This is a genomic window from Streptomyces sp. NPDC055013, from assembly GCF_053608645.1.
In genome coordinates this window covers 23,333-49,316 of the sequence record NZ_JBSGVW010000038.1, presented here as the reverse complement: position 1 = coordinate 49,316, position 25,984 = coordinate 23,333, and the positions used below count along the sequence as shown (strand labels likewise).

Annotated in this window: 15 protein-coding genes; 10 read left to right on the top strand and 5 right to left on the bottom strand. The window is 71.6% G+C overall.

Annotation, left to right across the window (positions count from 1 at the left end; all coding sequences use genetic code 11):
• The first annotated feature begins 32 nt into the window (after positions 1–32).
• From ACWGDB_RS34200 to ACWGDB_RS34190, 3 genes are all read left to right on the top strand, one after another.
• On the top strand, positions 33–2,234 hold the full coding sequence (locus ACWGDB_RS34200) for a CDP-glycerol glycerophosphotransferase family protein (protein WP_453826025.1): 2,202 nt from the start codon (positions 33–35) through the stop codon (positions 2,232–2,234).
• Positions 2,235–2,243: 9 nt separating this feature from the next.
• Positions 2,244–4,484: a bifunctional glycosyltransferase/CDP-glycerol:glycerophosphate glycerophosphotransferase gene (locus tag ACWGDB_RS34195; RefSeq protein ID WP_453826024.1), complete on the top strand. Its 2,241-nt coding sequence runs from the start codon at positions 2,244–2,246 to the stop codon at positions 4,482–4,484.
• Positions 4,485–4,548: 64 nt separating this feature from the next.
• Positions 4,549–6,183: a hypothetical protein gene (locus tag ACWGDB_RS34190; protein WP_453826023.1), complete on the top strand. Its 1,635-nt coding sequence runs from the start codon at positions 4,549–4,551 to the stop codon at positions 6,181–6,183.
• A gap of 19 nt (positions 6,184–6,202) precedes the next feature.
• Here the strand turns inward: ACWGDB_RS34190 and ACWGDB_RS34185 are convergent, their stop codons facing one another.
• Positions 6,203–6,616 carry an organic hydroperoxide resistance protein gene (locus ACWGDB_RS34185; protein WP_383616234.1) on the bottom strand — a complete coding sequence of 138 codons (414 nt, stop codon included), beginning with the start codon at positions 6,614–6,616 and terminating at the stop codon, positions 6,203–6,205.
• A gap of 119 nt (positions 6,617–6,735) precedes the next feature.
• Between ACWGDB_RS34185 and ACWGDB_RS34180 the strand changes: the two genes are divergently transcribed.
• Entirely contained in the window at positions 6,736–7,203 is a 468-nt protein-coding gene (locus tag ACWGDB_RS34180; RefSeq protein WP_453826022.1) for a MarR family winged helix-turn-helix transcriptional regulator, read from the top strand.
• Here ACWGDB_RS34180 and ACWGDB_RS34175 read toward each other — a convergent pair.
• The gene (locus ACWGDB_RS34175; RefSeq protein ID WP_453826021.1) at positions 7,193–8,818 is read right to left on the bottom strand and encodes a glycosyltransferase family 39 protein; all 1,626 of its coding nucleotides are present in this window, start codon (positions 8,816–8,818) and stop codon (positions 7,193–7,195) included. The two genes, ACWGDB_RS34180 and ACWGDB_RS34175, sit on opposite strands and share 11 nt — an antisense overlap.
• A gap of 129 nt (positions 8,819–8,947) precedes the next feature.
• On the opposite strand from ACWGDB_RS34175, the gene ACWGDB_RS34170 reads away from it, so the two are divergent.
• Both ACWGDB_RS34170 and galE read left to right on the top strand, forming a co-directional pair.
• Entirely contained in the window at positions 8,948–10,633 is a 1,686-nt protein-coding gene (locus tag ACWGDB_RS34170; protein ID WP_453826020.1) for a glycosyltransferase family 2 protein, read from the top strand.
• A 76-nt stretch (positions 10,634–10,709) separates the two neighbouring features.
• Positions 10,710–11,690, top strand: a complete 981-nt coding sequence (gene galE / locus ACWGDB_RS34165; RefSeq protein WP_453826019.1) for a UDP-glucose 4-epimerase GalE — start codon at positions 10,710–10,712, stop codon at positions 11,688–11,690.
• 139 nt (positions 11,691–11,829) lie between these two features.
• Here the strand turns inward: galE and ACWGDB_RS34160 are convergent, their stop codons facing one another.
• Entirely contained in the window at positions 11,830–12,456 is a 627-nt protein-coding gene (locus ACWGDB_RS34160) for a TetR/AcrR family transcriptional regulator (RefSeq protein ID WP_453826018.1), read from the bottom strand.
• A 334-nt stretch (positions 12,457–12,790) separates the two neighbouring features.
• Here ACWGDB_RS34160 and ACWGDB_RS34155 point away from each other — a divergent pair, with 334 nt between their 5' ends.
• The 4 genes from ACWGDB_RS34155 (at position 12,791) to ACWGDB_RS34140 (ending at position 18,577) form a co-directional block, all read left to right on the top strand.
• Complete coding sequence (locus ACWGDB_RS34155; RefSeq protein WP_453826017.1) at positions 12,791–13,714, top strand: ABC transporter permease; 924 nt, start codon at positions 12,791–12,793, stop codon at positions 13,712–13,714.
• Complete coding sequence (locus ACWGDB_RS34150; protein WP_453826016.1) at positions 13,707–14,573, top strand: ABC transporter ATP-binding protein; 867 nt, start codon at positions 13,707–13,709, stop codon at positions 14,571–14,573. The genes ACWGDB_RS34155 and ACWGDB_RS34150 overlap by 8 nt, the downstream gene beginning before the upstream one ends.
• 102 nt (positions 14,574–14,675) lie before the next feature.
• Positions 14,676–16,904: a CDP-glycerol glycerophosphotransferase family protein gene (locus ACWGDB_RS34145; protein ID WP_453826015.1), complete on the top strand. Its 2,229-nt coding sequence runs from the start codon at positions 14,676–14,678 to the stop codon at positions 16,902–16,904.
• The gene (locus tag ACWGDB_RS34140; RefSeq protein ID WP_453826014.1) at positions 16,901–18,577 is read left to right on the top strand and encodes a glycosyltransferase family 2 protein; all 1,677 of its coding nucleotides are present in this window, start codon (positions 16,901–16,903) and stop codon (positions 18,575–18,577) included. The genes ACWGDB_RS34145 and ACWGDB_RS34140 overlap by 4 nt, the downstream gene beginning before the upstream one ends.
• Before the next feature lie 159 nt (positions 18,578–18,736).
• Here ACWGDB_RS34140 and ACWGDB_RS34135 read toward each other — a convergent pair whose 3' ends face one another.
• Both ACWGDB_RS34135 and ACWGDB_RS34130 read right to left on the bottom strand, forming a co-directional pair.
• Positions 18,737–20,233, bottom strand: a complete 1,497-nt coding sequence (locus ACWGDB_RS34135) for a hypothetical protein (RefSeq protein ID WP_453826054.1) — start codon at positions 20,231–20,233, stop codon at positions 18,737–18,739.
• 132 nt (positions 20,234–20,365) lie between these two features.
• The gene (locus ACWGDB_RS34130) at positions 20,366–25,303 is read right to left on the bottom strand and encodes an NAD-glutamate dehydrogenase (protein WP_453826013.1); all 4,938 of its coding nucleotides are present in this window, start codon (positions 25,301–25,303) and stop codon (positions 20,366–20,368) included.
• Positions 25,304–25,984 lie beyond the last annotated feature (681 nt).

The following is a 25,984-nucleotide window of genomic DNA, read 5'->3' as shown; positions in this document are numbered from 1 at the left end:
CCGGCCGCCAGCCCATCGACAGAAAGAGCAGTATGCCCCGCTTCAGCATCATCGTTCCGTCCCATGGGGTCGCGGGCCGGCTGTCCCAGGCGCTGGACTCGGTCCTCTCCCAGTCCTTCGGCGACTTCGAGCTGATCCCGGTCTGCGACGCCCTCGACTCCGCGGCGGCGGCCGTCGCCGCCGGGTACGCCGAGCGGGACTGCCGGGTGGCGCCGGTGAACTCGCCGCCGACGGCCGGTCTGGCCGGGGCGCGCAACACGGGGCTGCGGGCCGCGATCGGCGACTGGCTGCTGTTCCTGGACGGCGACGACGAGCTGATGCCGGGCGCGCTGGCGGCGCTGGACGCCCGGCTGAGCGAGACCGGTGACGTGGACGTCCTGTACTTCGAGCACGAGCGGACCCCGTGGTGGGTGGGCGAGCCGACCAACCCGGCCGCGCTGGTGCTCGCGCGGACGCCGGGCGCGGTGTTCGCGCCCGAGCAGGCTCCGCAGCTGACGGGGGTCCAGCTGCCCGCGTGGAGTGCGGCCTACCGGCGGGCCTTCCTCGCGGCACGGCAACTCCCCTTTCCCGACGGGCACTTCACCGACATCGGCTTCGGTGGCCTGGTGGTGCTGGGCGCCGAGCGCATGGCGGTGCTGCGCCAGGTCGTCGTACGGCATCTGCTGCGGCGGCAGGGCAACCGGCTGAACCTGCCCGGGGAGCACCACTTCGAGCTGCTCGACCAGGCCGAGCTGGTGCTGGCGCGGGCCGTCGAGCAGGGGCTGGGGGAGAGCAGGCTCGGGCCGTTGTTCGAGCAGCTCTTCGCCGCCGTACTGAAGACCGCCGCCCATCCGCGACGGCTGCCGCGCCGGCGCCGGGCCTTCTTCCGCCGGGCGAGCGGGCTCTACCGGCGGTACCGGCCCGCCGGGTTCCGGGTGCCGGGCGGGAGCCTCGGTGTGCAGCACCGGCTGCTGGCGAGGGGGGCGTACGCGGCGTTCCGGGTGCTGCGTGGCGCCAACCGGGCGGCGACTCGGGCGGCTTCGGGGGTGCCGCGGCCGCGCGGGCTGCGCACCCGGCTGCGGTACCGGTGGCAGCTGCGCCGCCGTCTGGACCGGAACCTCGCCGTGTACTGCGCGTACTGGGGCCGCGGCTACGTCTGCAACCCGGCCGCCATCCACGCCAAGGCGCGGGAGCTCGCCCCGCACCTGCGCTCGGTGTTCCTGGTCGAGGCCGAGCAGGCGCACACCGTGCCGAAGGACGTGGAGTACGCGGTCATCGGCAGCCGCAGGTACTGGGACGTGCTCGCCCGGGCCAAGTACCTGATCAACAACGCCAACTTCGCGGACGCCGTCGTCAAGCGCAGCGGCAGCGTGCATCTGTCGACCCAGCACGGCACCCCGCTGAAGAAGATGGGCGCCGACCAGGCGACGTACCCGGTGGTGGCCGCGGCGACCGGCAGCTTCGCCAGGCTGCTGGCCCGCGTCGACCGCTGGGACTACAACCTCACCTCCAACCGGCACTCGACCCAGATGTGGGAGAGCGCCTACCCCGCCGCGCACGAGACCCTCGAGTACGGCTATCCGCGCAACGACGTCTACTACACGGCGACCGCCGCCGACGTGGCCCGCGTCCGACGCGAACTCGGCATCCCCGAGGGCAAGAAGGCCCTGCTGTACGCGCCCACGCACCGCGACCACGCCACCGGCTTCGAGTCGGGCCTCGACCTGGAGGCGCTGTGCGAGGAGATCGGCGACGAGTACGTCGTGCTGCTGCGCGCCCACTACTTCTACGACCGGGGCGCCGGGCGCGGCACCGGCCGGATCATCGACGTCACCGCGCACCGCTCCGCCGAGGACGTGTGCCTGGCCGCCGACGCGCTGATCACCGACTACTCGTCGATCATGTTCGACTACGCCAACCTGGACCGGCCGATCGTCGTGTACGCCGACGACTGGGACGTCTACCGGGAGGTGCGGGGCGTCTACTTCGACCTGCTGGAGGCACCGCCGGGCCGGGTGACGCGGACGCCGGGCGAGCTGGCTGCCGTCCTGCGCGACGGCTCGTGGGCGGACGAGGAGGCCACCGCCCTGCGCGCCGCCTTCCGGGAGCGGTTCTGCCAGTTCGACGACGGGCGCGCCGCCGAGCGCGTCGTACGCCGGGTGCTGCTGGGCGAGCCGCCCGAGGCGATCCCGCCGGTGCTCCCCCTCACCGAGCGCATCCCCGCCCCCGCCGCGACGACCCTCGTAAGGAACTGAGGTACCGACGTGCCCCGCTTCAGCATCATCGTCCCCGTCTTCAAGGTGCAGGGCTTCCTGCGGGAGTGCCTGGACTCGGTGCTCGGGCAGTCGTACACCGACTTCGAGGTGATCGCCGTCGACGACCGCTCCCCCGACGGCTGCCCCGCCATCCTCGACGCGTACGCCGACCGCGACGCCCGCGTGCACGTGCTGCACCTGCCGGAGAACGTCGGCCTCGGCCGGGCCCGCAACGCCGGTCTGGAGCAGGCGAGCGGCGACTACGTCCTCTTCCTCGACAGCGACGACCAGTACACGCCGGGCCTGCTGGCGGCCGTCGCCGCACGCCTGGAGGCGGCCGACGAGCCGGACATCCTGGTCTTCGACCACGTCCGCACCCACTGGTGGGGCCGCGGCGGCCGCAGCACGGCGGCCGACCTGCTGGCCGCGGCCGGGACGGGCACCTTCAACGTCCGCGAGAACCCGGAGTATCTGCATCTGTTCCTGGTCGCCTGGAACAAGGCGTACCGGCGGGACTTCTTCCTGAAGCACGAGCTGCGCTACGCGGCGGGTCTGTACGAGGACGCGCCCGTCACGTACCGCTCGATGGTGCTGGCCGACCGCATCGCCGGTCTGGAGCGGATCGGGGTCGAATACCGGCAGCGGCGGCAGGGCGCGATCACCAGGACGCCGGGGCGGCGGCACTTCGACATCTTCCCGCAGTACGAGGGCCTGTTCGCGTTTCTCGCACAGCGCCCGGACCTGGCGTGGGCACGCCCGCCGCTGTTCGAACGGGCCCTGGATCACATGCTGTTCGTGCTCGCGCGCGAGGACCGGGTGCGGCCCGCGGACCGGCCGGACTTCTACCGCGAGATCCGCTCCTTTTACGCCCGCCACCTCCCCGAGGGCTTCACACCGCCCGACGGCCGGCGCGGCCAGGAGATGCGGCTGCTGGCGACGGCGTCCTACCCGACGTACGCCGTCGCACGTGGTCTGCGCGAGGTGCGCAGGGCGGCGGGCCACGGCAAGCGGCGCGTGACACGCGCGGCGTCGAACCGGGCCCGACGCGCCTGGTACGCCGCCAAGTCGAAGCTCCCGCTCGATCCGCACCTGGCCGTCTACTCGGCGTTCTCCCATGGCGGAGTGCTGGGTGATCCGGCGGCGATCCACGCCAAGGCCCGCGAGGTCGCCCCGCACATCAGGGGCGTGTGGGTGGTCCAGGAGGACGCGGTGGACGCGCTGGCGCCCGGGATCGACTTCGTGACGCCCGGCTCGCGGCGCTACCACGAGGTCATGGCGCGGGCCACGTACTGGGTGAACAACGTCAACTGGCCCGGCACCCTGGCCAAGCGCCCCGGCAGCGTCCACCTCCACACCCACCAGGGCACCCCGCTCAAGTACATGGCGGCCGACCTGCTGACCAAGCCCGGCGCCCGGCACGGCTTCGACGTGCCGAAGATGCTGTGGCGGGCCGACCGCTGGGACTACAGCCTGGTGGCCAACCGGCACTCCGAGCTGGCGTGGGAGCGGGCGTATCCGTGCCACTTCACGTCGCTCAGGACGGGAAGCCCGCGCAACGACGTGCTGGTGAACGCGGGCTCCGAGGCAGGCGAGGCGGTGCGGGCGCGGCTCGGCGTCCCCGCCGGCAACACCGTCGTGCTGTACGCGCCGACCCGCCGTGAGTACCGCCGGGGCGGCCACGTGGACCGGATCGACCTGGCCAGGTTCGCCCGGGATCTCGGCACCGGCCACACCCTCGTCGTACGGCTGCATCCGTCGCTCGCCAAGGGCACGGCCCGTGGGATGGGCCTGGCCGATCTGCACCGGCGGGGCGTGGTGATCGACGCGACCGACGAACCGCATGTCGAGGATGTACTGCTCGCCGCCGACGTGCTGGTCACCGACTACTCCGCCCTGATGTTCGACTACGCCAACCTGGACCGGCCGATCGTGATCCACGCCGACGACTGGGGGGCGTACGCGGCGAGCCGGGGCGCCTACTTCGACATCACGGCCGACGCGCCGGGCCATGTGTCGCGCTCGTACCGGGAGTTGGCGTGGCTGTTCGCGTCCGGGACCTGGCAGGACGGGGAGTCGGCGCGGTTGCGGGCAGGGTTCCGGGAGCGGTTCTGCGAGTTCGACGACGGGCTGGCCGCGGAGCGGGTCGTGCGGACGGTGATGCTCGGTGAGCGGATGCCGGAGCGTCCGGACGGGGTCGAGCGGGTGCCTGCGCCGGCGGCGGCGAGGTCGTCGCTCATGGACGCCCGCTGAAGCGGGCTCACTCGATGAGGTGACGTGAGGTAGAGGTGTTGACCTTGCCGGGAACATACGGCAAATGCCTCAAACCAGTACAACCTCCACGACCAGAGCCGCGGGCGCCGCTGTCGGTGTCCTCGTCCGGAGGACCGTTCGAGGCGCGAGTGCCCTGCGCGGCGGACGCAGTTGGCGTCCGACGCCGTACCAGCTCTACGGCTTCCTGTTCTACCTGGTGATGCTGCTGGCGTACTGGGCCGTGCCGCTGTGCTGCGACGCGGGCCAGCACGCGGCGGTCGTCGAACGCCTGAAGGCGGACCTGCTCCACCCGCGCCACCCGATGGCGGACCTGCCGGGCGCGGGCAGCCCGTACTACTCGCCGTACGCGGTCGCGCAGGGCGCGTTCGCCCGGCTGACGGGGCTGGGCGGCTGGGAGATGCTGCGGCCGGCCGGCGCGCTGAACCTGCTCGTGCTGCTGACCGGCATCGGCCGCCTGGTGCGGGTGCTGACGCCGAGACCGTGGGCGCCGGTGCTCGCACTGGGGGCGATGACGCTGCTGTGGGGGACCGAGCGGGCCTGGTGGAGCGGCTATCTGAGCCTGATGTCGATGACGGGGAACCTCGGCTACCCCTCGGCCTTCGCCATCGGCCTCACCTTCTGGGCCTGGGCGTTGACGGGGACGCGGGCACGCGGCCAGGGACAGGGGGAGGACCGGCGGCAGGGGCTCGTCCGGTACGTCGGACCGAGCGGGCTGCCGGGGCTCGCCGGGTACGCGGGGATCGGGGTGCTGTACGGGCTGATCCTGCTGATCCATCCGATCACCGCGGTGGCGGCGGCGCTGGGCGCGGTGGCGTTCGTGGCGGGGTGGCAGCAGGGGTGGCTTCGGGGGCAGCGGGGCGCCCTGGCCGTGCGATGGGGGGTGATGACGGGCACGGCGGTGCTGCTCGCCTGGTCCTGGCCGTACTTCGACGTGTTCGCGCTGGCCGGGGACGACAGCGTGGACTGGATGCACCAGCGGCTGTACGAGCAGCTCGGCGGGCAGTTCTGGCTGGCGCTGCTGGGGCTGCCGGCGCTGTGGCTGCGGTGGCGGCGCGGCTCCTGGCGGGATCCGCTGGTGCTGCTCTTCGCCCTCGAATGCCTGCTCGTGGCGTACGGCTGGGTCAGCGGCCACTACACCTACGGCAGGATCCTCGGGCTCACCCTGGTGCCGCTGCAGTTCGCCCTGGCCGTGGAGCTGGCGGCGCCCCGGCCGTGGGGCAGGGCGCGCCGGGCACTGGGCGGAGCCGCGGTCGCCGGGGCCTGTGTCGGGTTCCTGACCGTGCAGGGCGGGGCGGTGGTGCCGCGGGCCCTCGATCCGATCGGGCTCGAACAGCCCTCGCTGTGGCCGTCGTACGCCTGGGTGGCACGGCATGTCGGGAAGGGCGAGGTGGTGATCTCCGACGGGCACTACGCCCCTCGCTCCATCCCCGGGTACGGACCGAACCTGGCCGCGCCGATCTGGCCCGACCCCGCCCTGGACGAGCGGGAGCGGGAACGCCGGCTCGCCGATGTCCGCGCCTACCTCTCCCCCACGTCCACCCGGGCCGAGCGCACGACCGTCGCCCGGCGCCACCACGCGCGCTGGCTGCTGCTGACGCGGTGGAAGCGGGTGCCGGAGGAGGCGGTGGTGGTGGCGTGGAGCCGGGAGACGGGGGAGGTGCTGGCGCGGATCGGGTGACCGTGGCTGCCGGGTCGGTTTACTCGATGACGAGGTCGACGTCGATGTTGCCGCGGGTGGCGTTGGAGTAGGGGCAGACCTGGTGGGCCTGCTCGACCAGCTTGCGGCCGGTCGCCTCGTCGAGGGTGTCGGGCAGCTCCACGCGCAGGGTCACCTTCAGGCCGAAGCCCTCGCCCTGCTTGCCGATGCCGACCTCGGCGGTGACGGCGGCGTCGGTGACGTCGACCTTCGCCTGACGGCCGACGAGGCCGAGGGCGCTGCCGAAGCAGGCGGCGTAACCGGCGGCGAACAGCTGCTCCGGGTTCGTGCCCTGGCCGTTGCCGCCCAGCTCCACCGGCGCGGCCAGCTGCAGGTCGATCTTGCCGTCGTTGCTGACGGCGCGACCCTCGCGGCCGTGGGTGGCGGTGGCGACAGCGGTGTAGAGCGCGTCCATGGAAACCATCCCTCTCAAGTCACGTCCGGCGGCTCTCTTGGTGGCCGCCGACGACGACAAGTAGAGCACACAATTCAATTGCACACAACTTAATGACGGACACGAGCTACCCTGGGGGCATGACGAGCACGCCCACGGCGGACTGGCTCCGCCTCGACCAGCAGATCTGCTTCTCCCTGAACGCCGCGTCGCGCGCCTTCGGCGGCGTCTACCGCGTGGTCCTGAAGGACCTGGGGCTCACCTATCCCCAGTACCTGGTGATGCTGGTGCTGTGGGAGCAGGGCGACCTGCCCGTGAAGAAGCTCGGCGAACACCTGCGCCTCGACTCCGGCACCCTGTCGCCGCTGCTCAAGCGGCTGGAGGCGGCCGGCCTGGTACGCCGGGAGCGCAGCGCCCGCGACGAGCGCTCGGTGGAGGTGCGGCTGACCGAGGCGGGCGCCGCGCTGCGCGAGCAGGCCCTCCAGGTGCCGCGCCGGATCGCCGCGGCGACGGGCTTCGACGTCGACGAGATCCGCGAGCTGCGGGCACGGCTGGACCAGCTCACCTCGGCGCTGGACGCGGCGGCGGTCGAGGGGGCTACCGGTTAGGCGACTGCGGGGTGGGGTCCGTGGCCAGGTGTGCCGTGCGTTCGGCGGCCGGGCGGCGGACGTACAGCCGTAGCGGACCGTCTGGCGGCCCTTCGGACAGTGGCCGGAACTCCTCGCCCACGACGGCGAGCTTGACGCGCTCGGTGGGGTTGCTCGGATACCAGGGGGAGTTCAGCGCGTACGGCTCGGCGGCGACCCAGACCCGGTCGACCGAGGCAAGCCTGCGCCGCAGTTCGCCGGCCCCGACCTCACGGCCGTAGAGCGTCCCCGACCGCGGCCCGGACTGCCGCAGCGCGATGTCCCACGCCCGTCGGAACCCCTTCGGATACGCGAGCACCGCCCGCCGCCCGATGGACGGCACGAACAGCACCGGGTCACCGGGGCGCAGATGCCGGGCGGCGTAGGCGGAGGTGAGGGCGAGGTTGTCGGGGCGGTGGGCCGGGGAGCGGTCCTGGCGGTGGAGGGGGAGGTGATGGAGGAAGACCAGGGTGATGGCGAGGGTGCCGGCGAGGGGTGCCAGGGGGCGGTGCGGGGATCGGCCGGCGGCGGGCCGGCCGTCGTAGGGCCCTTGGTCGAGGTGGGGGTCGCGGTCGGGCTTGGCGTTGCGGGAAGGGCGGTCGCCGCGAGGTCGCACGCGGTGCACGAGGCCTGCCAGCCGGTCCGCCCCCGCGGCCACGAGCAGCGGCGCCCCCGCGAGCGCGTACAGCACGTACCGGTCGTCGTACAGGGGCCGGACCTGCGACGCGGCGATGAGGAGCCCGGGCGGCACCACCAGCAACGGCAACGCGACCCCGGCGACCCGCCCCGCCCCCAGCCCCGCCGCCATCAGCAGGACACACACCCCGAACACCACGCCCGTGGGCCCGGCGGCGAACTCCCGCAACAGCCGTTCCGCACTGCCCCACCCCGGCACCGGCAGCCACCCCACCTGCCCGGCCTGCGCCCGTGACACCAGCAGCAACGGCAGCAGGGCGACCCCGGCGGCCGCCACGGCACAGCCCCACGCGGCCCACACCCGCCTCGGCGCCCGTCCCACCCCCAACGTCACCGCATGCGCGCACACCACCGGCGCGGCCAGCTCATGCAGCAGACAGGTGACCGTGAGGACCACGCCGTAAGCCCACCACACCCTCCGCACCAGCAGCAGCGTGGCCCCGGCCGCCCCCGCGGTCACCAGCGCGTACGACCGGCCTTCCTGGGCGTAGTGCCCGACCAGCGGCGTCACGGCGTACAGCAGGCCGGCCCACAGCCCCACCCGCGGCCGCGCCAGCCGCACCCCGAGTGCCGCGATCAGCCCGGCCGCCGCGGCCGCCCCGAGCACCGACGGCAGCCGGAGGGCGACCTCGCCGGGATGTACGGCGAGGACGGCGTGCATGAGCAGGTAGTACAGGGCGTGCACGGCGTCCACGCCCTGCACCAGCCGCAGGATCTCCGGCACCGACCGCCGCGCGACCTGGAAGGTCACTCCCTCGTCCCGCCACATGGCGTCGCGGTCGAGGCCCCACAGCCCGAGCCCGAGCATGACGACCACGGGGACGCACACGGCGAGGACCGCGGCCGCACCGCCCTCGCCCTCGCGCTCGCCCTTTCCCGGCTCCCGGTCCCCGATCAGCACGGGAATGAGTTTGTACTATTAACTGATGCTTATTGGTCATTGACGGCATATCACCGCGTATCGCCACCGATATGCCACTCACCCGGCATACGATCCCGCGGTAATGAATCACAGTGAACCGGGCCCCTGATGCACCCTCACGCCGCCCCCGCCGCCCGCACCGCGCGCGACCCGCAGGTCGGCGTCGTCGTCATCGGCTACAACGACGCCGCACATGTGACGACCGCCGTCCGCTCGGCGCTGGCGCAGGGTCCCGTCGTCCGTGAGGTCGTCGCCGTCGACGACTGCTCGACGGACCGCAGCGCCGAGGTGCTCACCCGTCTCGCCGCGACCGAGCCGCGCGTGCAGGTGGTCCGGCGCCAGGTCAACAGCGGTGGCTGCGGCAGTCCGCGCAACACCGGGCTCGACCGGGTGACCTCGCCCTATGTGATGTTCCTGGACAGCGACGACGTACTTCCGCCGGGGGCGGTGGACGCGCTGCTCGCGGCGGCGACGGGCGGATGCGCCGAGGTGGCGAGCGGCCTGTGTGTGCGGCGGGAGCTGCCCGGACGGCGCGAGGTGCCATGGCAGGCACCCCTCTACACCTCGCACGCCGTGGTCGAGCGCCCGGCACAGCGCCCCCGCCTGGTCCACGACACGCTCTGCGTCAACAAGCTGTACCGCACGGACTTCCTGCGCGGGCACGGCATCCGCTTCCCCGAAGGCCGCTTCCCCTACGAGGACTTCGTCTTCACCGCGCGCGTGCTCGCCGCCCGGCCACGCATCGCCCTGGTCCCCGACCGGGTGTACGTCTGGCACGTGCGCCGCTCGGCCGACCGGCTGTCCATCTCCCTGGACCGCGCCGGCATCGCCAACTGGCGGGCGCGCACGGAGGCGAGCCGGCTGGCCTACGGCATCCTGCTGGGCGCCGGCCAGAAGGAGCTGGCGCGGGCGGCACGCGCCAAGTTCCTGGACCACGAGGTGCGGATATACGCGCGCGAGTTGGGGTTGCACGACGCCCGCTACCAGCGCGCGTGGTGGGCGCACACGCGGGCGTACCTCGCGGAGTACGACGCGTCCGACTGGGCCCACAACCCCACCGCACCCGGCCGTCTCATCGGCCGTGTCGTCCTGGCCTCCCCCGAGCCCCGCGACCTGCCCCGCCTCAGGGACCTGGCCTCCCGCCCCGCCCGCCTCCTCCCTCCCTACGCCCACGCCTCCGACGGCACCCCCGTCTGGTCGGCCGACCTCCCCGAACCCACCCTGGACGCCCTGCTCACCCGCCCCGTCCGCCTCCTCCCCCTCGCCGTCGACGCGGAACTGCGCCCCCGCGCGCGCAGCGCCCTCCTCCGGCTTCGCCTGCACGAGCTGTACGGCAGGGTGGCGCAGGCGGGGCCCGAGGCGCTGGAGGTGGAGTGGCGGTGCCGGGAGACGGGGCGGGCGGCGGGGCCGCGTACGAGGGTGGCGCTCACGCCCTCGTCCCCGCCCGACGGCGTCTGGTCGGCCGAGACGACGGTCCACTGGGCCGCGTTCTCCGGAGTGCCCGGGACGTCCGGGCCGTACGGGCCGGCCGGCGCGTCCCGCACCTGGGACCTCCGCCTGCGCGTGCGCTTCCAGGGCGGCGCGTACCGCGAGGTCACGGCGCACGCCCTCACGAACGCCGGTCCTCTGCGCCGACGCGCGGTGGTCGGCGCTGGGCCGGCCGTAGTACTCGTACAGCCCTACGTCACACACTCCGGAGCGCTGGCGCTGCGCGTGGCTCCCGGTTCACGAGGAGTTCTGTCCGTGGTCCGCAGCAGACTCCGCCGCCTGCTTCACTGGCAGACGCACACTTGAGACAGACCCGCAGCGCAGACCAGCAGCGCAGACCACGGATGACCACAGGGCCCACTGACGAGGGGAACGGCCGCACATGACCTGGCTGATCACCGGCGGCGCCGGTTACATCGGAGCGCACGTCGTACGGGCGATGACCGAGGCGGGCGAACGCGCCGTGGTGTACGACGACCTGTCCACCGGCATCGCCGACCGTGTGCCCGACAGCGTCCCGATGGTCGTCGGCTCGACCCTGGACGGCGAGCGCGTCGCCCGCGCCATCGCGGCCCACCGCATCACCGGTGTCGTCCACCTCGCGGCGAAGAAGCAGGTCGGCGAGTCCGTCGACCTGCCGCTGCACTACTACCGGGAGAACGTCGAGGGCCTGCGCGTCCTGCTGGAAGCCGTGACGGCGGCGAACGTACGGTCCTTCGTCTTCTCCTCCTCCGCGGCCGTGTACGGCATGCCGGACGTGGACCTGGTGACGGAGGAGACGCCGTGCGCGCCGATGTCGCCGTACGGCGAGACCAAGCTGGCCGGCGAGTGGCTGGTCCGGGCCACGGGCCGCGCGACAGGCCTGTCCACGGCGTCCCTGCGCTACTTCAACGTGGCGGGCGCGGCCACCCCCGAACTCGCCGACACCGGCGTCTTCAACCTCATCCCCATGGTCTTCGAGAGGCTCACGGAGAACGCGCCCCCGCGCATCTTCGGGGACGACTACCCGACCCCCGACGGCACCTGCATCCGTGACTACATCCACGTCGTCGACCTGGCCGAGGCCCACGTCGCCGCGGCACGGGCCCTGCAGTCCTCCCCCGGCCACTCCCTCACCCTCAACATCGGCCGCGGAGAGGGCGTTTCGGTCCGCGAGATGATCGACCTGGTCAACGCCATCACCGGCTACGACCGCCCCCCGACCGTCACGCCCCGCCGCCCCGGCGACCCGGCCCGCGTCGTCGCCTCCGCCGACCGCATCGCCACCGAACTGGACTGGAAGTCCAAGCACGACGTCCAGGACATGATCGCGTCGGCTTGGGAAGGGTGGGTCCGGCTGCATCCGGGGGCGGCGCGGAGCTGATCGGGGCGCGGAGCTGATTTCGGGGCGCGGGGAGGCTTCGGCGCCCCGCTGCGCGCCGACCGCCTACGAGTTGTGACGACCTAGTCCGGGCGACTCCCTGCGGGCCACGCTCGCCCGGCGGTCGCTGCGCGCAGCCCACTCACAGCGCCTTGAGCGCCTCGGTGGTGGCCCGGGCCAGCGCGTCCAGGTGACCCTTGGGCAGCTTCGGGCTGCGGGCCACGACCATCCGCCAGTACAACGGGCCCGAGATCAGGTCGAGCGCGAGATCGTCGTCGATGCCCGCCCGTACCTCGCCACGCTGTTCCGCCCCGGTCAGGATCTTGCTGGCGACGCCTTCCTGCCCCTGCTCCAGCGCCTTCTGCAGGGCCTCGGCGATCTCGGGGTTGCGGGCCGCCTCGGCCTGGAGGTCGGGGATGATCTGCGACACGACGGGGTGACGCAACGCGCGCGAGGTCACCTCGTACAGCATCCGCAGGTCCCCCTCCAGGGAGCCCGTGTTCGGCGTCGGCAGCCCCATGACCGCCACCGCCGACACCACGTCGAGCACCAGGTGCAGCTTGGAACGCCAGCGCCGGTACACCGCGGTCTTGCCGACGCCGGCGCGGCGTGCGATGCCCTCGATCGACATCCGCGCGTAGCCGACCGCCGCCAGTTCCTCGAAGACGGCCGCCCGAATGGCCTCCGTCACGTCCTCGCGGAGCACGGCCGCCCCGGCGGGGGTCCGGCGGCGCGGACTCGTCTGGGGCCGGTCGGCGTTCGTCGTCATGCGGACCAGCATAGGGCGTTGCGACGATACGGTGCCGTCCCCACGAAACAGGGCACAGACGGGTCGGACGGGGTCAGCCACGACGGGCTCGGGCCGCCACGCCGTAACGCCACGGTTGCATCCGGGCGACGCCGACCTTGCGGCGAAACAACCCCGCCGTTACCTCGCTCACGTCACGACGAAACGGTTGCGTTCCGACGCCCCAGAGATCTACGCTCACGTTGCGACGATACGGTCCCGTCCCGACGTAAGAATTCGTGAAGAGAAGCGTAAGAAACCGCCCCGCACCCCCGCCCCGCACCCACCCCGCACCCCCCGAGCGAAAGCAGCGGATGTGACCCAGGCCCTCCACACACCGCCCCCCACGGCCCCCGCCCCGCCCCACGAAGCCGACCTCGCGGCCCTCGCCGCCCGGCACGGCCTCACGGTCAGCGGGGCCCGCCCCTCCCTGCGCGAGTACGTCGGCCGGCTGTGGGCGCGCCGGCACTTCATCGGCGCTTTCTCCACCGCCAAGCTCACGGCGCAGTACAGCCAGGCGAAGCTCGGCCAGCTCTGGCAGGTGATGACGCCGCTGCTGAACGCGGCGGTGTACTACCTCATCTTCGGCAAGCTGCTGGGCACGAGCCGGGGGGTGCCGGACTACATCCCGTTCCTGGTGACGGGGGTCTTCGTGTGGACGTTCACGCAGAGCTCGATCATGGCGGGCACCCGCGCGATCTCCGGCAACCTGGGCCTCGTCCGGGCCCTGCACTTCCCGCGGGCCGCGCTGCCGATCTCCTTCGCGCTGCAGCAGCTCCAGCAGCTGCTGTTCTCGATGGCGGCCCTGGTCGTGATCCTGCTCTTCTTCGGCATCCCGGTCGCCGTCTCCTGGGTCCTGGTGGTGCCGGCGCTGGTGCTGCAGTCCGTCTTCAACACCGGCATCGCGATGGTCATGGCCCGCATGGGTGCGAGCACACCGGACATCGCCCAGCTGATGCCGTTCGTGCTGCGCACCTGGATGTACGCGTCGGGCGTGATGTTCAGCATCAGCCACATGATGGCCAAGCACACCGACTGGCCGTCCTGGCTGACCGCGGCCCTGCAGGCCAACCCCGCGGCCGTCTACATCGACCTGATGCGCTTCGCGCTGATCGACAGCTTCCACGCGAGCCAGCTCCCGCCGCACGTGTGGGCGATCGCGACGGGCTGGGCGCTGCTCGCCGGCGTCGGCGGCTTCATCTACTTCTGGAAGGCTGAGGAGAGGTACGGCCGTGGCTGACAACGCACAGCTCGCACAGGAGCAGATCCAGCAGGGCCGGCAGGTCCCCACCGTCATCGCGGACGGCGTCGACATCGTCTACCGCGTCAACGGCACCGGCGCCGGCCGCGGCTCCGCCACCGCCGCGCTCAACCGCATCCTGCGCCGCAAGCAGACCGAGAAGGCATCGGGCGTGCGCAAGGTGCACGCCGTCAAGAAGGTCTCCTTCGTGGCGTACAGGGGCGAGGCGATCGGGCTCATCGGCACCAACGGCTCCGGCAAGTCGACGCTGCTCAAGGCGGTCGCGGGCCTGCTCCCGGTCGAGAACGGCCGTATCTGCACCGACGGCCAGCCCTCCCTCCTCGGCGTGAACGCGGCCCTGATGAACGACCTCACCGGCGAGCGCAACGTCCACCTCGGCGGCCTCGCGATGGGCATGTCCCGCGAGCAGGTCAAGCAGCGCTACCAGGAGATCGTCGACTTCTCCGGCATCAACGAGAAGGGCGACTTCATCACCCTCCCCATGCGCACGTACTCCTCCGGCATGGCGGCCCGCCTGCGCTTCTCCATCGCCGCCGCCAAGGACCACGACGTGCTGCTGATCGACGAGGCCCTCGCCACCGGTGACCGCTCCTTCCAGAAGCGTTCCGAGGCCAGGATCCGCGAGCTGCGCAAGCACGCGGGCACCGTGTTCCTGGTCAGCCACAACAACAAGTCGATCCGGGACACGTGTGACCGCGTGCTGTGGCTGGAGCGCGGCGAGCTGCGGATGGACGGGCCGACGGACGACGTACTGAAGGAGTACGAGGCCTTCACGGGGGACAAGACGGCCAAGCCGACACCGAAGCCCAAGCCGGCGCCCGCCCCTCTTCCCTCGTGAGGCGCAACTCCGGCGCACCCTTTCACCCCGTTGATGCCACTATGGCCGGATGGGGGAACAGGGTGCGCCCGGCGCGATGATGACGGTGAAGGAGTCCCCGCGATGCCCGAGCTCAGCGTCATCGTCCACGGGCCGAACACCCAGGACCGTCTGACCGGACTCCTCGCCTCCCTGGCCGCGCACCCGCACCCCGACGTCGAGGTGATCGTGGCCGCGGTCGGACCGTGGGCCCAGGAGACGGCCCGGACGTACGCCCCCGAGATGCTGGTACTGCCGCTGCCGGACGGGACGGACGACGCCGCGGCCCGCTCGGCCGGGGCGGCCCGGGCCTCCGGCCGCTGGCTGCACTTCGTCCACGCGAAGGACGGCCTGCCCGCCGGCGCCCCACGCACGGTCGCCGAGCGTGTCGCGCAGGTGCCGGACGAAGTGGACGTCCTCCTCTTCGACCACGTCCGCTCCACCTGGGAGACCGCCGGCCTGCCCTCCTCGGACGGCCCGCGCCTGGCCCGCGCGGGCCGCGCCGCCCACCCCCTCGACGACATCGCCCGCAGCGCGCTCCGCATCACCCCGCTGCTGGGCAACCGCGCCCTGCGCACCTCCTTCTGGCAGGCGCACGAGCCCCGACTCACCACCCCCGACGAGCCGTACGCCGCCTATGCCGCCCTCCTCCTCGCCGACCACGTCGCCGCCCTGAACCAGGTGGCGTACGAGCACCACGAGCTGCGCCCCGAGAGCCTCCCCCCGGTCGCCCCCGAGCAGCACGACGCCCTCGTCGACCGCTACGAGGCCCTCCTCACCCTCGCCACAAGCCCCGCAGGCCGCGCGGTCCCCGCGGACCACGCAAGCCGCACCACGCACGCCGTCCTGTACGACGTGATGATCCGGGACTGTCTGCGCGCCTTCGCCCGCACCCCCATGCCGGAGGCCGTGGCGAGGCAGTTCTTCCGCCGCGCCGCCGAAGCCGCCGTCCGGCAACGCCCGCCCGGATACCGCCGCCCCGCCGGCCCCGAGGGGATCCGCCGAGCCCTCCTGGAGGAGAACGCGTACACCGGGTACCGCGCCTTCCAGGCCACCAACCGCGCCCGCCGAGCCGCGAAGTCGGCCGTCGGAGCCCGCGCACGCCAGGTCTCGGCCGCCCTCGGCGACCACCACTACCGCAGGTCCCTGTCCCGCCCGGTCAATCCCAACCTGGCCGTCTTCGCGGCGTACTGGAACCGCGGCGTGGCCTGCAATCCGGCGGCGATCGCGGCCAAGCTCACCGAACTGGCCCCGCAGATCCACCCGGTGTGGGTGGTCACACCCGACAACGCGCCCCTCCTGCCACCCCACACCGACCATGTGCTCCCCGGCACCCGCCGCTACCGCGAGGTGCTGGCCACGGCGAAGTACCTGGTCAACAACGTCAACTTCGCCAACGCGGTCGTGAAACGCCCGGACGCGATCCACCTGCAGACCCATCACGGCACCCCGCTCAAACGCATGGGCGTGGACCAGATGGAGTTCCCGGCGGCGGCCAAGGGCCTGGACTTCCCGGCGCTGCTGTCCCGTATCGACAGGTGGGACTTCAGCGTCTCCGCGAACAGCCACTCCACCCGCATGTGGGAGCGCGCGTACCCCTCCCGCTTCGTCTCCCTCGACCACGGCTATCCGCGCAACGACGTCTACTACACCGCCACCGCGGCCGACATCCGCACGATCCGCGACCGCCTGGGCATCCCGCCGGCCCACCGCGCGATCCTCTACGCCCCCACCCACCGCGACTACGAAGCCGGCTGGACGCCCCGCCTGGACCTCGCCACCCTCGCCGAGCAACTCGGCGAGGACACGGTCCTGCTGGTCCGCGGCCACTACTTCTACGACCACGCCCCGTCCCCGCTGACCGCCCTGCGCCGCACGGGCCGGGTCATCGACGTCTCCGCCTACGACCCGGTCGAGGACCTGGCCCTGGCCGCGGACGCGCTGGTCACGGACTACTCGTCCATCATGTTCGACTACGCCAACCTCGACCGTCCGATCGTCGTCTACGCCGACGACTGGGAGACCTACCGCTCCACCCGCGGCGTCTACTTCGACCTGATGGCCGAGCCGCCCGGCCAAGTGGCCCGCACCCAGCAGGAACTGACCGAGATCCTCACCACCTCGGCCTGGCACGACGAGGGCGCGACGAAGGCGCGGACCGCCTTCCGCCACCGCTTCTGCGAGTACGACGACGGACGCGCCGCCGAACGCGTCGTACGCCGGGTGTTCCTGGGCGAGAGCGAGGACGCCCTGCCGCCGGTGATCCCACTGGAGGAACGCACACCGGCACCGAGCCCGAGGGAGTCGCTATGACGCCGGACGTCACGCCCCCCGACGTGACCGTCACGGTCATCGTCTACAACGACGCCGAGCGCCTCCCCCGAGCCGTGGCGTCGGTACGCCGCCAGACCCACGCCAACATCGAGATCATCATCAGCGACGACCACTCGACGGACGAAACCCCGCGGGTGGCACAGCACTTGGCGGCCCAGGACCCCCGCGTCCGCCACCTCCGCCTGCCCGCGAACAGCGGCGGCTGCAGCGTCCCGCGCAACCGCGCCCTTCAGATCGCGCGAGCGCCGTACGTGATGTTCCTGGACAGCGACGACGAACTGACCGACGACGCCGTGGAGTTGCTCCTGTCGGCCCACCGTGAGCGGGAGATCGACTTCGCGATGGGCGCGGTGGTGCGGATCCGCGAGGACAACGGCCGCCGTACGAGATGGATGCCGCACCTGGTCGCCGAGCGCCGCACGGTCATCGGCATCGAGTCCGAACCCCGGCTGCTCTTCGAGCACCTGTCGACGAGCAAGATGTACGCCCGTGCCTTCCTGGACCGCCACGACCTCCGCTTCCCCGAGGGCGTCCACTACGAGGACCAGCTGTTCTCGGCGCAGGCGTACTGCCTGGCCAAGGAGTTCACGATCGTCCCGGAGCCGGTGTACCGCTGGCACATCGCGCCCTTCGCGACGACCGGCGCGGCATCGATCTCCAACCAGCGCGACCGGCTCGACAACGTCCGCGATCGCGTCCGCGTCCAGCGTCTCATCGACGACTTCCTCGCCGAGAGCGGGCACACGGGGCTGCGCGACGACAAGGACTACAAGTTCCTCAAGCACGACTTCCGGATGTACGCCGGGGACCTGCCGTACCGCGACGAGCAGTGGCTGACGTCCTTCGCGGACATCATGACCCCCTACCTGGAGACCCTGTCCCCCGCGGCCTACGCCCGCCTGCCCCGGACGGAACGCGTGGTCCTGCAACTGGTCCGCGAACGCCGCTTCCAGGAGGCCGGGTCGGCGGCCCGGGGCCTGGGCCACGCGGTGGCGCCGAGGCAGGTGACACCGGACGCGAGGGGCCACACGTACTGGGGCGAGACCGTCCCCACAACCGACTGGTCCCGCCGCGAACTGGACGTCACCGACCTCGAACTGGACACGCGCCCGTTCCGAAGCGCCCAGTTCCGCCACGAGATCACCGAGCTCACCCGTGGCCCCGGCGCCTCGATCGACCTCACCATCCGCACCTACGACCCCGGCCTGCGCCTGCCGGTCGGCCCCCACCGCGCCGCCCTCCTCCTCACCCCCGGCCGGCACCGCCTCAAGGCCCCCTTCCGCCTCACCCCGACCCGCCCCGGCATCTACGAGGGCCACGTCCACCTCGACCTCGCCACCGCCCTGGTCCCCCACCACGGCTTCGCCGGCGTCCGCCACCCTCTGCTCCGCATCGAACACCAGGACCAAGCCCACTCCGCCGTTCTCCTGGCCCCCCTGGACTTCCCCACCCTGACCACCCGCATCCCGTACCGCACCGGCACGGCACCCCACCAAGTAACCATCGAGCCGGAGGGCCGAGGCACCGGCCGACTCCAAATCCGCTGGCAGCCGGTGGGCGTAACGGCGAAACTCCTCCACCCCCTGGCCCGCCACGCGGCCCGCCCGAGGGTGAGAAGGGCGGCACGCTTGCTGAGGAGCGCGTTGCGGTAGGGCGGCCTTGGGTCACTAACCGGCGCCGGTCCAGGTATGTCAGCCCGTCCGGCGCTTGAGGACGAGGCCGTTCAGGCCGAAGCGGGGGTCTGGGGGCGGCAGCCCTCAGGGACGGGACGGGTAGGGGCGGCGGGGGCGAGAGAACGCCCCGCGAACCCCTCACCGCACCACCTCATACAACACCTGCCCACCCGGCCCCCGAGCCACCACCCGCACCCCGGAGCCCACCCCACCCCCACCCTCCTGATCCACAACCCACCGCACCCGATACGCCCGCACGATCTCCCGCCGAACCCCCTCCGACGCCCCCACCGCGAAGTACCGCCGCACAGCCTCCCCCCGCCGCCCCTCATCCGGCAGAAAGAAGTCGGGATACCCGGGCGCCACGGTGTACGCCCCATACGCCGGAATCTGCCGCGCGGGAACAGTCCGCGCCATCACGACGTCCCCGTACCCAACCCACGGCGTGACCCAGTGATAACCCACCCAAGGCACCCGGTACTTCGCCGCGACCACCCCCGGCAACACCCCCCGCGGAACGACGTACCCGACAGTCCCGACCTGCGTCCAGGCCCCCGCCACCAATGCCGCACCAAGCACCCCCACCCCCACCCCACGCCACCACGGGCGCCGCCCCCACACCTCCACCACCCCCACCGCCGCAGCGATCTGCGCAGGAATCACCACCGCCGGCACAGCCCGCCCCCACGAGTAGTGCCCACTCACCCCACCCACCCCCACGACCACCACCCCCAGCACGAAGAACAGCACCAGCGGATCCCACCGATCCCGCCACCACCGCACCCCGAGCGCCACCACCCCCACCGAGACCAGCCAGTACCGCCCCACCAGATCCCGGTACAACCCCCGATGCACGGCCTCCAGATCGCCCCCCGCCCCGAACAAGGCGAAGAAGTCGTAGTACGGCCACACCCACAGCACCCCCACCCCCACCAGCACGCCCACCCCCAGCCGCACCCACACCCCACCCCCCACCCGCGCGGCGACCACCGTGGCCAACGCCCCCAGCGAAGCCACCACCCCCGAGAACTGATGGCACAGCAGAATCACCGCCCACAGCACACCGAGCCCGACCCACACTCCCCACCCCCGCGCCCAGCCCGCCCGCACCGACCCGCCCCGCACCGCGCCCGCCAGCCAGGCCCAGAAGTGAAACGCCAGCCCCAACGCGAACAGACTCGGATACGACACCGTCAACGCCAGCGAGTTCAGCCCGAGGAACCCGCTCCAGGTGAACAGCGACGTCCCCCACAGGAACACCAGACACAGCAACGACAGCGCCGGCGCAGCCGGATGCGCACTGAGCGTCCGCACGTACCGCCACACCCCGCTGACGAACAACCCGAGTCCGACCACCGCACCGATCCGCAGCACGACGAAGACGGAGAACCCCGTCACCCGGGCGACACACCCGAGCACCAGCATCCAGGGCGAGTAGTACGGACTCGGTGTGTCCGCGTCGACGAGCGGATTGCCGGGGTCGATCAGATCGTGCCGCAGACGTTGCACGGTCGCGGCGTGCATACCGAGATCCCCGGCCCACGGAAGCCGGACGACGACCAGCACAAGCAGCACGACCACCAGCACGGCGCCGACCTGCGCAACGGCCGAAGGTCTCCGCAGCGCACCCCGCATCGTGCTCACGCCAGCACTTTAGTTCCCGTTATGTCCTAAATGCGCGAGCGCCCCGGACTGTCACAGTCCGGGGCGCCCTGACCCACGTACGAGCTACGTACGACCTACGTACGAATCAACGAACCCGCACGGCTACGAGTGCTGCCGCAGCAACGTCCGCATCGTCCGCATGGCCACCGACAGGTTGGCCAGATCGAACGCCTCCGACCCCTGGATCTCCTCCAGCGTCGTACGCGCCCGTCCCAGAATCGCCGTGTTCTTCTGCTCCCACGACTTGAAGCGCTGCTCGGGCGTCGCGGTGCCGTTGCCGGCCGCCAGGATGTCCGAGGTCAGGGCCGCGTGGGCGGCGTAGAGGTCCTCGCGGATGGAGGCGCGGGCCATGGACTGCCAGCGGTCCGCGCGGGGCAGGTCGATGATGCGGTCCATGAGCTGGGTGATACGGAGCCGGTCGGCGAGGTCGTAGTACACCTCGGCGACGTCCATCGGGTCCTTGCCGAGGCGGTCGGCCACCGAGACGATGTCCAGCGTCGGGAAGGCCGAGGAGAACCCGGACACCCGCGTGGCCAGTTCGGCGGGGACGCCGACACCGGTCAGCTCGTCGTAGATCTGCTGGTACCACTCCAGGTCCGCGCCCTTGAGCAGCTTCGGCAGCTGCGACCACACCTGCTCGACACGGTCACTGAAGAAGTCGATGGTGTCGGCGAGCTCCAGCGGCTGCGGCCGGTTGTTGAGCAGCCAGCGTGTACCGCGCTCGACCAGGCGGCGCGAGTGCAGCCGGATCCGGGTCTGGACGGCGGCCTCGACCTTGTTGTCGAGCGCCTCGACCGCGTCCCACACCGTCGACGAACGGAAGATCGCGCGGGCCACGGTCTGCGCCCGGACGATCTCCTCCAGGGAAGCCCCGGTCTCCTCGCGCAGCCGGTGCAGATACGTCGTACCGCCCGTGTTGACCGTGTCGTTGACCAGCACGGTCGTGGTGATCTCGCGGCGCAGCGGGTGGCTGACGAGGTTGGCCGGGAACTGCTCGCGCAGTGCGGTCGGGAAGTACGCGTGCAGCAGCGTGCTCAGGTACGGGTCGTCCGGCAGCGTGGTGTGCAGCAGCTCCTCGGCGACCGTGATCTTCGTGTACGCCATCAGAACGGCCGTCTCCGGGCCGGTGAGGCCGTGGCCGGTGCCGAGGCGTTCACGGATCTGGCGGTCGGTGGGCAGGAACTCCAGCGCCCGGTCCAGGTGCCCCTCCCTGACCAGGTGCTTCATGAAGCGCTGCTGGGCGTGGAGCATGGCGCTGGACTGCTCGAGGGCGTTGGCGATCGCCGTGTTCTGCGCGTAGTTGTTGCGCAGGACCAGGCGGCCGACCTCGTCGGTCATCTCGGCGAGCAGCTTGTTGCGCTGCTTGACGGTCATGTCGCCGTCGCTGACCAGGCTGTTGAGCAGGATCTTGATGTTCACCTCGTGGTCGGAGGTGTCCACGCCCGCGCTGTTGTCGATGGCGTCGGTGTTGATCCGGCCGCCGTGCCGCGCGAACTCGATCCGGCCGAGCTGGGTCAGCCCGAGGTTGCCGCCCTCGCCGACGACCTTGACCCGCAGGTCGGCGCCGTCGACGCGGATGGCGTCGTTGGCCTTGTCGCCGACGTCGGCGTGCGTCTCGGTGGACGCCTTGACGTACGTACCGATGCCGCCGTTCCACAGCAGGTCCACCGGCGACTGGAGGATGGCCTTCATCAGGTCGGCCGGGGTCATCTTGGCGATCTTGCCCTCGATGCCCAGGGCCTCGCGGATGTGCGCGTTGACCGGGATGGCCTTGGCGCTGCGGGGGAAGACACCGCCACCGGCCGAGATCAGCTCGGTGTTGTAGTCCTCCCAGCTGGAGCGGGGCAGCTCGAAGACGCGGCGGCGCTCGGCGTAGGAGGTGGCCGCGTCCGGGTTCGGGTCGATGAAGATGTGCCGGTGGTCGAAGGCGGCGACCAGGCGGATGTGCTCGCTGAGCAGCATGCCGTTGCCGAACACGTCACCGGACATGTCGCCGATGCCGACGACCGTGAAGTCCTCGGACTGCGTGTCCACGCCCAGCTCGCGGAAGTGCCGCTTGACGGACTCCCAGGCACCGCGGGCGGTGATGCCCATGCCCTTGTGGTCGTAGCCGGCCGAGCCGCCGGAGGCGAAGGCGTCGCCGAGCCAGAAGTTGTACTGCTCGGCGACCCCGTTGGCGATGTCGGAGAAGGTCGCGGTGCCCTTGTCGGCGGCGACGACGAGGTAGGTGTCGTCCTCGTCGTGGCGGACGACGTCCGCCGGGGGCACGACCTCGCCGGCGACCATGTTGTCGGTGATGTCGAGCAGCGCCGAGATGAAGGTCTTGTAGCTCGCGACCCCCTCCGCCAGCCACGCGTCCCGGTCCACGCTCGGATCGGGCAGCTGCTTGGCGACGAAACCGCCCTTGGCGCCGACCGGCACGATGACGGTGTTCTTCACCATCTGCGCCTTGACCAGGCCGAGGATCTCGGTGCGGAAGTCCTCACGCCGGTCGGACCAGCGCAGACCACCGCGCGCGACCTTGCCGAAGCGCAGGTGCACGCCCTCGACGCGCGGCGAGTAGACCCAGATCTCGTACGCCGGTCGCGGCGCCGGCAGGTCGGGGATGGCCTGCGGGTCGAACTTCATGGAGACGTAGTCGTGCAGCTTGCCGGCCGCCGCCTCCTGGAAGAAGTTCGTCCGCAGCGTCGCCTTGATGACGGTGAGGAAGGACCGCAGGATCCGGTCCTCGTCGAGGCTCGCCACCTGGTCGAGCGCCGCGTCGACCTCTTCGAGCAGCGCGTCCACGATCTCGCGGCCCGCACGCTGGCGGTCCGGCGACATCCGGGCCTCGAACAGGGAGACGAGCAGCCGGGTGGTGTGGACGTTGTTGCGGAGGGTGTCCTCCATGTAGTCCTGCGAGAAGGTGGAGCCCGCCTGCCGCAGGTACTTGGCGTACGCCCGCAGCACCATCGCCTGCCGCCAGGTCAGCCCGGCGCTCAGGACGAGGGCGTTGAAGCCGTCGTTCTCCGCCTTGCCGGTCCAGGTGGCGGCGAAGGCCTCCGAGAACCGCTCACGCGCGTCGTCGCCGAGGTAGTCACCGGCATTGCCGCCCGACTTGGGAAGCCGCAGACCGAAGTCGTAGATCCAGGCGACGCTGCGGTCGGAGCAGCGCAGTTCGTACGGCCGCTCGTCCACGACCTCGACGCCGAGCCGGCTGAGGACGGGCAGGACGGCGGACAGGGAGACGGCCGGGCCCTTGCGGTAGATCTTGAACCGGCGCTCCTCGGGGGACGCGCCGACCGGCTCGTACAGGCTCAGCGAGAAGTTGGTCTCCTCGGTGAGCTGTTCGATGTGGACGAGGTCCGAGACCGCGGAGCGCGGGCTGTGGTCGGCCTTGTAGCCCTCGGGGAAGGCGTTGGAGTAGCGGCGCAGCAGCTCGGCGGCGTGCTCCTCGCCGAGTTCGGCGTTGAGCGCGTCGGCGAAGCCGTCGGCCCAGGAGCGCGCGGCCTCCACGAGACGCGCCTCGATGCGCTCCTTGTCGCTGTCGCTGAGCTCCGGCAGCTCGGTGCCCTGCGGGACCCGCACGACGAAGTGCAGCCGGGAGAGGATCGACTCGGTGTTCCAGGCGGTGAAGTCGACGCTGGTGCCGCCGAGCTCCTCCTTCAGGATGTCGATGATCCGCAGGCGTACGCCGGTGGTGTAGCGGTCGCGCGGGAGGTAGACGAGGGCCGAGTAGTAGCGGCCGTACTCGTCCTGCCGCAGGTACAACCGCAGCCGGCGGCGTTCCTGCAGGTACAGGACGGACGTGGCGATGCGTTGGAGCTCGGGGACCGGGGTCTGGAAGAGCTCGTCGCGCGGGTACGTCTCCAGGATCTGCAGCAGGTCGCGCCCGTCGTGGCTGTTGGGCGAGAACCCGGCGACCCGCAGCACGTCGTCGACCTTGCGCCGGACGACGGGCACGCGGCGGACGGACTCGGTGTAGGCGGCGGAGGAGAACAGGCCCAGGAAGCGGCGCTCACCGACGACCTCGCCGTTCTCGTCGAACTTCTTCACGCCGACGTAGTCGAGGTACGACGGCCGGTGCACGGTCGCCCGGCTGTTGGCCTTCGTCAGGATGAGGAGCTTGTGCTCGCGGGCCTTGGCGCGGGCGTCGGCGGGCAGCCGCTCGAAGGAGGGGCTGACGGGGTGGCTGTCGGTCTCGGAGTGGTGCGGGTCGGCGCGCAGGATGCCGAGGCCGGTGCCCGGCACGGCGGCCAGCGAGTCGTCCTCGCGCAGCTCGTACTCGCGGTAGCCGAGGAAGGTGAAGTGGTCGTCGGCCAGCCAGCGCAGCAGCTCGCGGGCCTCCTCGAATTCCTGCTCACGCAGATCGGAGTGGGGCTCCTGCGGCAGCTCGTCGGCCATGCGCATGGCCAGGTCCCGCATCTTGCTCCAGTCCTCGACGGCCTCACGGACGTCGGACAGGACGCGCAGCAGGTCGGCGGTGATCTGCTTCAGGTCGCCGCGGTCGGTCTCGCGGTCGATCTCGACGTGGATCCAGGACTCGGTGTGCGTGTCGTGCGGCACCTCGCCGGTGGGCGGCGCGGTGAGCACCTCGATGAGCTTGCCGGTGAGGTCGCGGCGGACGAAGACCTGGGGGTGGATGACCACGTGGATCCCGCGGCCCTGCCGAGTGAGCTCGTTGGTCACCGAATCGACGAGGAAGGGCATGTCGTCGGTGACGACTTCGACGACGGAGTGGCTGCAGGTCCACCCGTTCTCTTCCACGGTGGGCGTGTGGACCCGCACGTTGGCCGTGCCCTGGGGGCGGTTCTCGGCCAGCCGGTAGTGCGAGTAGGCGGCTCCGAAGATGTCGACCGGGTCGCGGTCGGTGAGGTCCTCCGGGGCGGTGTGCAGGTAGTAGCGCTGGAGGAACGTGAGCACGGTGTCGTGGTCCGGGGTGCCGGGGCTGCTCTCGTCCGTCGTCCCAGTCGGTAGGTGCCCCCCGACCGGGCTGTTCTCAGCTACCCGAGCGGCCCTCTCGAGCAGCTCGGCCTTGGCTTCGTCCAGCTTGGTCTGCATTGTCCTCTGGCTCCTGTCGCGCGCCGTTGCGTGACGTAGAAGGAAGTACGGTCTCTTCCCCTCCGGTGTAACGCCGCGACGCGGGGTGTCCGGTCTGCTTCGACGCTATGCCGCGAGGTGAGATGAGCGGGGTTATATGAGCCAATCTTGAGCTGCCCAAGGGGTGTGACGCTGCTCTCTGCGACGTCCGGGCCCGGGGTGTGCATGACGTCCCGGGAGCCCTTACGCCCCCCTCCCGCCCGCGAAGACCAGCGACCGCCGCCCGGTCACGGATGTAGTCCGTGCTCGCCGGGCGCAGGGCAGGGGCAACACTGCCCCCGCGAGCTATCGCGCTGATCACGCCACTAAGGCTATCGCTCCTTACAGGGGGGCCGTCATGAGCCGTATGTGTACAAAACCAGGGGTGGAACTTTGACGTTCTGCACAGGGGCAAACGGGGTGGGGAGGGCGTAACTGGCGGGGTCGGGTGCACGGGGGGAGCCTGGGGTGAGGGACGGTGACGACGACCGGGGCCGGGTTCCGCGAACGGAAGCAGGCCATCCGGAGGCGACCGGTGTCCGAAAACAGCCGCCGACCATGGCGCCTTCTGCGCCTTGCCTGTCCGCGACCCACCGGGCGTGCAGGCAGTCGTGCCGCCGGGGCGGCCCGTCACGGCCGCGGCGGCGCTTCGTGCCGCCGGGC